Below are 11,590 nucleotides of genomic sequence, written 5' to 3'. Positions count from 1 at the left end.
AAATTTGTCAATTATTCAGTAGGCACTAAATAGCAATCGTATTTTCCATCACTTGAAACTCCTATTTTAGTATGAGTATCACATTCTATAATTTTAGATTTTTTTCTTCTGATGTATTTTTTTCAAATATACCAATAGTCCCAATTCTTTCAAGCTCATTTTGCCAATTTTTATATCCATCGCCCATCTTTTCTATAACTGCATTCTTTTGTTCTTCTGTCATTTTTTCAAATGTCAAAATAGCATACTTTAGTTCTTTATCTATAGGACTTTGATCATCTAACATCGCTATCTTTTTATCAGCTATATAATTTCTAAATTTGTCTGAGAGTTTAAATTTAAGCCCTAAATATTCATAAACATATTCTTTCTTTGCCTCCAATGTATAATCTGATGGCTTAAAAGTTTCATTTTTGCCATTTGCATTAATTGACATGCCTTCCTCTTCAGAACTTATGGATTGTCCTTCTTTTATTTTATTGTTTTCATTACTTTTTTGACACCCAACTGCGCTTAAGCTCAAACATAATGCAAGTAATAGGCATGCTCCTCTTGGTACTATTTTTTCATAAATTATTCCTCCTTTATTTTTTACACAATAGCATTTTATAGCTACTTTCAATAACATTCTACACACCTTTTATGAAACGTTGATGAAATATAATTTTTTATTTTTCCAAACTATGGTATAACAATATAAGTATTATGCTTAAAGTTGTTCTTACACGATTAGTATATGATCGATTAGTATATGAGCAAGCACAGTAAGTGTACGGACACTTACGAAAAAATTGATGAAGCAGCCCTTTGGGATCTGCTTCTTTTTTTATCAATTTTTAACTTGTTAGGGTGTACCCTAAGACCCAGAAATACATTCAAAGGAGGATTACCTATAGCAAATAGAATACGAAATGAAAGGCTTGAAATTAAATTAACAGAAGAAGAAAAGGCTCTTTTTGAGGAGAAAAGAAAACTTGCGAAATGTAAAAATATGAGCCATTTCATCCGCAAGTGTGTTTTAGAAAAAGAAATATATTAAGTGGATTTAGAGCCGTTTAGAGATTTACAGGGTTTCCTTTCCAATGCTACCAGCAACATAAATCAGATTGCAAAGCGTGTGAATTCCACCGGCATAATCTATAAGGACGATATAAATGATATGAAAAAGCAGATTGAATATTTCTCAAAAGAGTTGTGGCAAATACATTCTCTGCTTCTTAACAGAACTTCCGGAGTGATTAAATTTTATGGCTATTACAAAAATACATCCTATAAAATCAACCTTTAATCTTGCCATTTCATATATTATTAATGGAGAAAAAACAGATGAGCAAATCTTAGTAAGCACTCATAAATGCCATCAGGAAACTGCTCATATCCAATTTTCAAGAACACGAAATGATGCCGGAACAAACGGAACCGTTCTTGCAAGACATCTTATTCAATCCTTTTTACCCGGAGAAGCAAGTCCTGAAACGGCACATCAAATCGGTCTTGAACTTTGTAAAAAGATATTAAAGGACGAATACGAATTTGTCTTATCTACCCACATAGATAAAGGGCATATCCACAACGTGCGCCCAGATAGGGTATTAAGTAAAGTAGATTAAGGTACTACTCTGTACGATAACACAGAAGACAGCAACCTAACTGAAAGGCGAAAGCTGATACAGGAACATAGCACGGTTGGAAAGCGGTAAGTTACCTAAAGACAACTTGGTACGACTGAACTGCAATGTCAATCAGATACGAGGTATAAATTGGGTTTATTGAACGCAAGTTTCTAATTTCGGTTATGTGTCGATGAAGGAAAGTGTCTGAAACCTTCAGTACAGAATCAGATAAATTATGGTTGTGAATTTATCTGTTATCATTCATTCTGTACAATCTGTAGGGGAACCTATGGAAACGAAAGCGATGCCGACAATCTGAACTAACCTATACTTAATATTAACTGGGGATACCCTAAACAAGAACGCCAAAAGAAAGGAGGCAAAAGGCTATAGCTAGTAGAGCTTGAATATCTTACAAGGGTACGGAGTGCTCGTAGTAGTCTGAGAAGGATAACGACCTTTACATGGCGAAGGGGCACAGTTATTGTGTACTAAAATTTAAAATTGATTAGGGAGGAAAACCTCAAAATGAAACCAACAATGGCAATTTTAGAAAGAATCAGTAAAAATTCACAAAAAAATAAAGACGAAGTTTTTACAAGACTTTATCGTTATCTTTTACGTCCAGATATTTATTACGTGGCTTATCAAAATTTATACGCCAATAAAGGAGCTGCCACAAAAGGAGTGCTAGATGATACAGCAGATGGTTTTAGTGAAGAAAAAATCAAAAAAATTATTCAATCTCTATCTAAAAGAAGAAACCTATCATCCTCAACCTGTACGAAGAATGTATATTGAAAAAAAGAATTCCAAAAAACAGAGACCTTTAGGGATTCCAACATTCACAGATAAATTGATTCAAGAAGCAGTGAGACTAATTCTTGAATCTATCTATGAACCGGTATTCGAAGATGTCTCCCATGGTTTTAGACCTCAACGAAGCTACCATACCGCTTTGAAAACAATCAAAAGAGAGTTTGGTGGTGCAAGATGGTTTGTGGAGGGAGATATAAAAGGATGTTTCGATAATATAGACCATGGCACACTAATAGGATTAATCAATCTCAAAATCAAAGATATGAAAATGAGTAAGCTGATTTATAAATTCCTAAAGGCAGGTTATCTAGAAAATTGGCAATATCATAAAACGTATAGTGGAACACCTCAAGGTGGAATTTTATCTCCTCTTTTGGCAAACATTTATCTTCATGAATTGGATAAATTTGTTTTACAACTCAAAAAGAAATTTGACCAAGAAAGTCCAGAAAGAATAACTCCTGAATATCGAGAACTTCATAATAAAATAAAAAGAATCTCTCACCGCCTCAAGAAATTGGAAGGCTTAGAAAAAAATTGTCTGTCCAACATAATATAGGTCAATACGAGCATGAACAGATTAATGAACCAAACTGTATAAATGCTACTGACAGACCATCTAATGACCAATCGCTCCAACCCCTGCGGAAGCGATATTATGCGGTAATAAAAAGAAATTCAAGGCTAAAGAGATAATTGCTAATCCGAAAGAAATTTTGAATAGATATACGACTTTATTAATGACCATCACCTTCTTTTTAATAGTGCTCCAATCGTATCATTGCAATTATTAAAATGATGGTCATTTTTTTCAGTAAGCTATGAAATTTTTATTGCCAGTAGTTAGTAAATTCAAGCTTTTGAAGAAATAGATAATTATTCGATTAATCCGCTAAGACATTTTTACTTGGTATATCCTGTGATGCTTTTCTTATTTTTATGTAATTAATTAAATATAGCTAAATTTTCAAGTTGGAGCTTCTTCTTTTTCAATCAAGAATTAGACTCATCTACTTGCCCGTTCCAACTATATGAACATATAAAAAGGCGAAGGATCACTGATCCAACGCCTCATAACTTTAATCGTAGTTCAAAAAAGCTATTTCTTCTTAGGTTCATCCTCATCCATTTTCGATACCGACAGCTAGCTTATAACCCCAGGTATATCAACATAAAAAAATAAAAATAGGCTGTGACAGCAGCGTGACAGCAAAAAAGGTGGAAAGTTAAATATCAAACCTCGTAATTTCATTTGCGAGTGCTTGATTTGTTTCTGGATATAAGTGTCCATATTTGTCCAAAGTAGTTTTAATAGAGGCATGACCTAGACGCTTAGATATTGCATAGATATTTTTATTATGTTCAATTAAAAAGGCAACGTGCGAGTGTCTTAATCCATGCATATGAATTGGTTTTACTCCTGCAATTTCAGCTAGTTTTTTTATCCTACTTAAAATAGTTCTTGGAGATGGCGGTAATCCATCAAAAGAAAAAACCAATTCTATATTTTTCCCAATTGATTGTTGAGTTTTTTTCCATGTTTTTAAATCTTCAACGGTTTGTCTGTCTAACGAAATTATTCGAATACTTGATGTATTTTTTGTTTCAGCAAATTCGTAATCTTGTCTTGTACGGATGTAAATTGACTTATTTACGCTACATCTACCATTTATTAAGTCAAAGTCTTTCCATTGTAACGCTAAAAGCTCCTCACTCCTTACACCTGTAACAAAAATAAAACGCATCAAACGTTTATAAAATTCTTCATAAAAATCCCCGTGATAAACACTATTATATACTTTCTTAAATTCATCAACTGTCCAAAATTCTACTTGAGGACGCTGAGTTTTTATTTTACCTATAGTATCTACAGGATTTTCTTCAATAATTTCAAGTACAATTACCCTTTTAAAAACTACTCTCAACTTATTGAATATCTGTTTAATATAATTTGGTGATAATGGTTGCTCAATGCCTTTTTTTACAACATGGATTTTCGATAAAAACTGTTGAAATTCTTGTATATGAATTGGTCGAATCTTTACAACGTGCATTTCTCCAAAAAAATCCAATGCACGTTGTAAAATATGATCTGTTTTCATATATGTTTTTTCTACAGTTCCCAACTTATACCAAGGAAAAAAATACTCTCGATAAAAATCATGAAACGTTATTCCTTGCAGATAAATTCCTTGAGAATCTGAAAATGTCTTTTTCAATTCTTCCAGAGCTTCCTTCGCTTCACGTTGTGTTTTAAATCCTCTTCTTGTCGGTTGAATTCTTTTCCCAAAACGATCATATCCTAAAGTAACACTAAAATACCAAGTCCCTCTCTTTTTGTCTTTATATATATTTGAAACTCTCTTCATCAGTATTAATCCTCCCAAGAAATGTTCAAAACTTTGGAATGGCAACACTTTTTATGCCGAGCTTCACAGAAGTATCATTATACTTTCAAAAGTCATTGCATCATTTTAGCTTATATTTGATATCAATTAGTTTTCTCGCTCTTTCACTTGTCATGGCGCTAATTATATCTTGGCTCACTTTTGAAAGTTTTCGTACCTGACAAATACTATTTAATTTTCAAAGGTCAATGTTTCTTTATTATCGAAGTAAATTCACTTACTTCTGGAAACACCCTAATTAAGATGCTTCAAAAAATGAATGACGCTACTTTAAACGATATTGCCAATATCCACGATAGGCTCTTTCCACATTTATCCTTGAACCCTTGATAATTTTTTGCATAATATTGTTTGAGAAGTTTGACCGAGTCAAGGTAAAACCTCTCTCAACCAATGCTTCATATAGTTGCTTTGTAGACATGGGACAACCACTTCCTTTTAATAGTGCAGCAATAGTTAATGCGAGTGATTGATAATCATGACCTCTGAATTTGCTTTGTTTTGAGAAATAGTACTGTTGATTTTGTATGTCTATACCATAAATGGGTTTCACCTCTCTAGAAACTCTTGAATTTTCATCAAAACCATTTTCTAACGTCCGTTTCAACAGAGCATTATAAATTTTCGTTAATCTTTGAAACTCGTTTAAAACGGATTGAATTTGTTGGTATGTATATTCGTCGTTTTCTTTTTCCACGTTTATCACTTTGCAACTCCCTTCTTTTATCTAATAGTGAAATACCTTCGTTTCTTCGATACATTGTTGAAAAACTCTTACTACTTTTGAATCCCATTCTCTCACTGATTTCTTGAATAGTCAGAGATGTATCCGCCAATAGTCTTTCCGCTTCCCAACATTGCATTTTCCTAAAAAGTCGCATAGCCGTTGTTCCAGCGTGCTTATGGCACAAACGATTCAGACTAGATTCACTTAAATGTATCACTTTGCAAAAGTCAGAAATTCTTAACGGGCTAGTAATGTTTTCTTCCATAAATTTTAGCAATAACACGAAATAATGATTGGCAATCAAACTAGCTGAATTTAACTTTATGATTTGATCAACGAGAGAGTAAATCACCTTGTCTACTGAGTAAGTGAACTTTCCGTGAAGATAATAACTAAAAAGTAATTGCGTAATCTGTTGTAGCTCTTTCGTCACTCTCAATGGTATTGATTGTTCCCTTTGGTCCCAGAAATGAAAGGTCGAATTTAAATAAATTTCTAGTACACTACTTTCTTTATCAAATTCTGCAAATTCTCTCGTACCGTTTTTCTGCAATAGGAAGGTAAGGGAAGTATTTCTTCTGTTTAATAAGCGTCGTTGTAAAATGACAATAGAGAAGCCAGAGAGAATAGGAGTACAATTATTTGAATCTTTTAGAGTATAAAAATTTACCGATTGAATTAGTATCATCCATCTCTCCTCCTTGCTCCTTTATTCAGTTTTATCATCTTTGAAAATGAACAAACAGATGCATTACCAACATTGACAGAATCAAAAACCTGTTTGATTGTTCCAATAACCATTTATTTAATTTTTTTTAAGCTGCATTACAATTTATGAAATACAAAAAAGCGATGAACAAAAAATGCACCGCCTATCAACCATCTTTTATTTAATTTCATTTTTATAAACAAAGTTTAATCACGAAAATGTATTTCTATTTCCTTAATAACTGTTTCCATAATTTTTTCAATCTCTTTTTGAGAAAATTGATTGTGCTCACCGTGAACAGTGTGTTTCATTCGAAAGCTACAGTCGCAAATTCCATTAGCGTTTTCTTGTTAATGATAAAGTTTTCCATGGAGGAAAAGATTCAATTTGATTCTATTATGACTGACACTGCTAATTTCACTATCGGTATACCCTTCAATTTTTTCTTCTAGAACTGAACAGAACTTCATTTCTAATATATGATTTTTAGTTATATATTTCACCTTCATCAATCCTATCCATAATTTTTAGTACTAACGCTCTAGTAACTCATCAAAGTAGTTTGGGTTGGATAATGGTTATGTGAAATGCGTATTTACTCTACAAAATAAATCAAAATTCAGAAATTGAAAGTTGTAGTTCTAATCTATCCGTTGCTTTGACCAAGCACATAGGAATCTCGCCTCCCCCCAGTGATGGCGGGCCAATTTGATTACGGAAACATCATTATCAAGAATTCGTTGTTTTATCAAATCCCTATAGCTAGCTTTCTACTGGTTATGGCCATGACGTGAATTAGATAGTTAAACGAATACTAATGTGCCGATAGATATTTTATTCAATTTTCAATGAGCGATAGTTTTTTCAATTTATGAGAATTCCGTAGGTACGCCTTTTACGAAACTTTCATATAATGAAAAACACAAAAGAGAAAAAATTCGAACTAACGTTTTACATCAAAAGTTATAGTTTTTTCGATTGATCCAATTCTCAAACTCCTGTGCTACAACTTGATTGATATTTTTTTGAAGAAATTAAGAAAACTTACCAAAATAGGTGCATAGACAAATTTGCCTATGCACCTAGATATAGATAATTATTTTTCCATACTCTTCCAAAAATTTTTGATTTTTTTGTTTTATTAAATATACACGATAACTTTATTAACAATCTAAGAAATTAATTCAGGTAATACCGTTAAGTGAATTACCTGAATTAGTCAGACCACTTCATGCAAGCTATTTCCTGCCATTAGTCAACTATTTCCTGTAAATGTTCATAAATATTAATAATCTCTTTTGCCAAGTCAGTAAATGCAATCCCCGTCATTAAATGATCTTGACTATGAACCATCAATAAAGATACTTTAATATGGTTTCCTTGTGCTTCTTCTGTGAGCAATCCGGTTTGTGAATGATGCGCTTTAATTAAAGCTTCGTCAGCAGCCTTAATTTTTTCATCCGCTAATTTAAAGGAACCAGCTTTAGCGGCTTCAATTGCTTCCATAGCACTACTTTTCGCCTCACCACCATACATGATTAATTCCATAATAGTCTGTAAAGAATAGTCATCCATTTTTTACCACCTACTTATTCGCAATTAATTCTTCGGCTGTAGTTAAAACTTTTTCACCGTTCATCCTACCATAATCGGACATATCAATAACATCAACTGGAATACCTCTATCTGCTAATTTTTTCTCAAATTGAGATTTCATGTATCGTACTTGTGGCCCTAATAAAAGAACATCAACACTTTTTTCAGATAAATTACTATCAGCTTCGGAAGCTGATACTGCAAAGATATCTGCCTCCAATTCTCGTTTTTTTGCAGCCTCTTGCATCTTAGACACAAGTAGACTAGTACTCATGCCTGCTGAACAGACCAACATAATAGTTTTTTTTACCATTTTTCTCTCCTCTTTCTTTTAACGAAGTTATAGATCTAAATTATTAAAAAATCTAATTCATCAAGTATTACTATCAAAGCTTATTAATTTTTTGAAATGATATCCTCCATATCACTACTCTTCTTTATTGTTTGTTGAGCTGTTTCTTCCTGATTAGCTTCTTGCTCAATCTTCAATTTCACTTTGTCATCGGCACGAAAGAATGGGTAATAGATTAACATATTAATTGCAATTGTAATAATTTGAATTACAGCACCACTAATACGTCCACCTGATGCTAAAAAACCGGCAATCACTGGCGGAGTTGTCCATGGAATTGTAGCACCGACAGGTTTTGCGACTAATCCTGTACTCATTGCAAAATAAGTAACTAGTGTAGTAACAACTGGAGCCGCTACAAACGGAATTAACATTTTTATGTTTAGAATAGTCGGAAACCCAAATAATAATGGTTCAGCAACTTGGAAACTTACAGGAGCAATTGTCAATTTGCCTAAAGTTTTATTTTCTTTACTTTTTGAGAATAGGAAAACTAAGATAGCTAAAGCAAATAGGCATCCTGCTCCCCCAGAGAAAACAAAATTATATAGAAATTCGTAAGTGATAATGTTGGGTAATTCTTTTCCAGCTTGATAAGCTATACGATTTGCATCTGAATTTTGCAACAATAATGGCTCAATAATCGGACCAGTAACTTGTGCGCCATGAATACCAAACATCCAAAAGAAACATTGAATTAGAATCACGAAAATGATACCCGGTAATGTCTTAGTTAATACAGACAAAGGCTTAGCAATCGTATTGGCTATAAGAGCATGCACGTTTTCAATTCCAGCATAGTGACATACTACAACAATAATGAACCATAAAAGAATAACGAAAAAACCTGGAACAATCGCGACAAATGCCCGACTAACATTTGGCGGTACTGTTGATGGCATTTTAATTGTTATATCTTTTTCTACAAACCACCTAAAGATTTCTGTTGAGATAATCGCAACAATAATACCTACAAAAAGACCAGAAGTACCAAGATATTTAGTTGGAAAACCCATTCCACCTTCACTTTCTAATAGTGGTGTTAATAGAACATAGCCTCCTAGTGATAACAAGCCTGCAGATAATGAATCTACGCCATAGGTTTTTGCCAAGTTGTGCGCTAAAGCATAAGTTACGGCTAAGCCAATAATACCAAAAGTTGAATCAGAAGCTTTGTTAAAAAAAGTTTGTAAACCGATATCTGCTAACCAATTCGTAAAACTTTCCAGTGGAAAGTTTGCAATCAACATGAAGAACGAACCAATGATGATTAATGGCATGACTCCAGCCATGCTATCCCTTAAAGCTAACAAATGTCTTTGATTGCTAATCTTTGCTGCTATCCCTTGAACTTTGTCAATCATTTTAATCTCTCCTTCTATTAACGATAATTTGAGCGCCCTAACATAATAATTTGATGACGATATCCTCGAATTGCTTGTCCTAAAGCAAAAATATTTTCCGGAAGACACATGCCATTAAAAGAATCTCCGATGTGCTGAATATCGGCGCCACAAGCTTTTGATGTCAATCCTATCTTTTTAATTGTATCTTGGTCAGAAGAGTCTTGGCTTGTTCCATTAGCTGTCAAGATCAATACCTTATCTTCTATTGTTTTACCCTTGTTAAAATCTTTTACATAATCAACAATTTCTCGTAAATCTTGTTCCATAAAGTAAGGAACTGTATAAGGAGCAGGGACTAACAAAATATCTACACCTATTTCAATAAATTTTTTAGCGATTTCTAAGTTCATGACAGGTTCATCGACTCCGGCACCATGCATTTTACCGGCAATAATCAATCCTTCAAAATGTTTCTTTGCTAATTTTATTGCATTTAAAATAGCATTATTTGAAACTCCTGTACCAGGATTTCCCGTCAAACAAATAAAACTAAAGCCCAATTCATTAGCTTTTAAAAGCGTTTTAGGCGATACAATCCGGCCTATTGATATCTCGGCTCTGGATTCATTCATTGGTGCGTCGATGTCTACCGGTTCAAGATTCACTCCAATCGCTCGGCCAGTGGCTCTTTTTATCCAAGTTATTGGATTTTCTGATAAGTCATCGGGAACTCCATGTATTTCTGGTTCAAAAAGATCCAGCGCATTAAATAGAATTAAATCCGCACCTGCCGCTCTTTCCAATTCAGCATTTGTTACGGCATCACCCATATAAGGTAATCGACTAGGGACATTTTCAGCCATAATCGTTCGTCCTTCTGATGCTAAAATTGCTTGTTTCAATTCAAGTGGGGATACTTTCAAAAAATCCGAAGCAGAAAAATCTAGTAATCGTTTGTTCATAAGAGAACCTCCTAATTATTTGTTATAACAACACAACATCTTAATGTATCTTAAACCGTTTCCAATTAAGTGTCAAGTACTATATTTTTGATTATTGGTGATAATTTGACAAAAGATAGATATAACTTCATAATTACGTTATAACAAATATGAGGTGAAAACTATGTTAGACTCAAAAAATAAAGTTCCACTCTATTTCCAATTAGTGAATAATCTTTTAGATCAAATTGATACTGACATGGGGCCTAATGAAAAGCTCCCTACCGAAAAGGAAATCTGCGAACTTTATTCTGTTAGTCGTACCACGGTTCGCCTAGCCATGAGCGAACTAGAAAAACGTGGATATATTTATCGAATTCAGGGAAAAGGGTCTTTTGTATCCGCCATGAAAAAAAGCTCTCTAAACTCTTTTCTTGATATGGATTTTAATAAACATTATGAAGGTATTAATCCCGAAGAGCTGACTAGAAAACTAATCTCATTTTCTAAAGAGGATGCCCCTTTAACTGTTAAACAACAAATGGGTATTCCAAATGATCAGAAGGTCATTCGAGTTAAAATGATTCACAAGCTATCTGGTGAACCCGTTGCAATTGAGACAATTATTCTCAAGAATCAATCTTTCGCACTCCTATCAGAAAAAGAAATTGTTTCAGAAGATCTAGATACCTTGTTTAAAAAACGAAGTATCTTTCTAAAAACTATAGAAGAAAGTTATCAAGTGAAAAAAATTTCCGAGAAGGAAAAAGAATTTCTTGATTCTGATGATGAATGTCTTTTACTGGCAACGAAGTCTGCTTTTAATACTAACAATGAATTAATTGCAATTCTTGAAAGGAAAATACTAACTTCAAGATTTCATTATCAAAACATTTTATCCATTGATTGATTTTGTAATCATTTTTTTTGCGGAGTATACCAATTTGACACATTATTTTATCTGAGATTACATAATTAATTCTTAGATAGGATAGTATGAGAGAAAAGAAAGCCTATATAGGAATAAAATATGCCATTTATTGCTAATTAGGTAGCGTCAAGAATTATGTGTAAATGGA

Annotated in this window: 10 protein-coding genes and 3 pseudogenes; 4 read left to right on the top strand and 9 right to left on the bottom strand. The window is 33.1% G+C overall.

Annotated features, from left to right (window positions below; genetic code table 11):
• Positions 1–85: 85 nt before the first annotated feature.
• Positions 86–628, bottom strand: coding sequence for a hypothetical protein (locus RV13_RS19545; protein ID WP_002298088.1), 543 nt, complete (start codon positions 626–628; stop codon positions 86–88).
• Positions 629–892: 264 nt separating this feature from the next.
• Here RV13_RS19545 and RV13_RS21450 point away from each other — a divergent pair.
• From RV13_RS21450 to RV13_RS19525, 3 pseudogenes are all read left to right on the top strand, one after another.
• Positions 893–1,288: pseudogene (locus RV13_RS21450) on the top strand (plasmid mobilization protein).
• Positions 1,248–1,574, top strand: a pseudogene (locus tag RV13_RS19530) (relaxase/mobilization nuclease domain-containing protein); the annotation flags it as partial. The pseudogenes RV13_RS21450 and RV13_RS19530, both read left to right, overlap by 41 nt.
• A gap of 567 nt (positions 1,575–2,141) precedes the next feature.
• Positions 2,142–2,967: pseudogene (locus tag RV13_RS19525) on the top strand (reverse transcriptase domain-containing protein); the annotation flags it as partial.
• A gap of 84 nt (positions 2,968–3,051) precedes the next feature.
• On the opposite strand, the gene RV13_RS21585 reads toward RV13_RS19525, so the two are convergent.
• The 8 genes from RV13_RS21585 to RV13_RS19490 all read right to left on the bottom strand — a co-directional run bounded on the left by RV13_RS21585 (position 3,052) and on the right by RV13_RS19490 (position 10,532).
• Entirely contained in the window at positions 3,052–3,180 is a 129-nt protein-coding gene (locus RV13_RS21585) for a hypothetical protein (RefSeq protein WP_255212373.1), read from the bottom strand.
• Between the two features lie 478 nt (positions 3,181–3,658).
• On the bottom strand, positions 3,659–4,801 hold the full coding sequence (locus tag RV13_RS19520) for a site-specific integrase (protein WP_060789638.1): 1,143 nt from the start codon (positions 4,799–4,801) through the stop codon (positions 3,659–3,661).
• A gap of 304 nt (positions 4,802–5,105) precedes the next feature.
• Positions 5,106–5,447 carry a hypothetical protein gene (locus RV13_RS19515; RefSeq protein ID WP_127478965.1) on the bottom strand — a complete coding sequence of 114 codons (342 nt, stop codon included), beginning with the start codon at positions 5,445–5,447 and terminating at the stop codon, positions 5,106–5,108.
• 7 nt (positions 5,448–5,454) lie between these two features.
• The gene (locus RV13_RS19510) at positions 5,455–6,255 is read right to left on the bottom strand and encodes a helix-turn-helix domain-containing protein (protein WP_028020886.1); all 801 of its coding nucleotides are present in this window, start codon (positions 6,253–6,255) and stop codon (positions 5,455–5,457) included.
• A 1,272-nt stretch (positions 6,256–7,527) separates the two neighbouring features.
• Positions 7,528–7,851, bottom strand: coding sequence for a PTS sugar transporter subunit IIA (locus RV13_RS19505; RefSeq protein WP_028020948.1), 324 nt, complete (start codon positions 7,849–7,851; stop codon positions 7,528–7,530).
• 10 nt (positions 7,852–7,861) lie between these two features.
• Positions 7,862–8,185 carry a PTS sugar transporter subunit IIB gene (locus RV13_RS19500; RefSeq protein ID WP_028020949.1) on the bottom strand — a complete coding sequence of 108 codons (324 nt, stop codon included), beginning with the start codon at positions 8,183–8,185 and terminating at the stop codon, positions 7,862–7,864.
• 83 nt (positions 8,186–8,268) lie between these two features.
• Positions 8,269–9,588, bottom strand: coding sequence for a PTS sugar transporter subunit IIC (locus RV13_RS19495; RefSeq protein WP_065422885.1), 1,320 nt, complete (start codon positions 9,586–9,588; stop codon positions 8,269–8,271).
• Between the two features lie 17 nt (positions 9,589–9,605).
• Positions 9,606–10,532, bottom strand: coding sequence for a DUF7916 family protein (locus RV13_RS19490; protein WP_049221514.1), 927 nt, complete (start codon positions 10,530–10,532; stop codon positions 9,606–9,608).
• Between the two features lie 163 nt (positions 10,533–10,695).
• Here RV13_RS19490 and RV13_RS19485 point away from each other — a divergent pair, with 163 nt between their 5' ends.
• Positions 10,696–11,421 carry a GntR family transcriptional regulator gene (locus RV13_RS19485; protein WP_049221515.1) on the top strand — a complete coding sequence of 242 codons (726 nt, stop codon included), beginning with the start codon at positions 10,696–10,698 and terminating at the stop codon, positions 11,419–11,421.
• The last annotated feature ends 169 nt before the right edge of the window (positions 11,422–11,590 follow it).

Origin of the sequence: Enterococcus raffinosus, from assembly GCF_001886185.1 — a bacterium.
In the GTDB taxonomy this organism is placed as follows: Bacteria; Bacillota; Bacilli; order Lactobacillales; family Enterococcaceae; genus Enterococcus_A; species Enterococcus_A raffinosus.
Note: the sequence above shows the minus strand (reverse complement) of the source record. Positions and strands in the feature narration are given on the sequence as shown.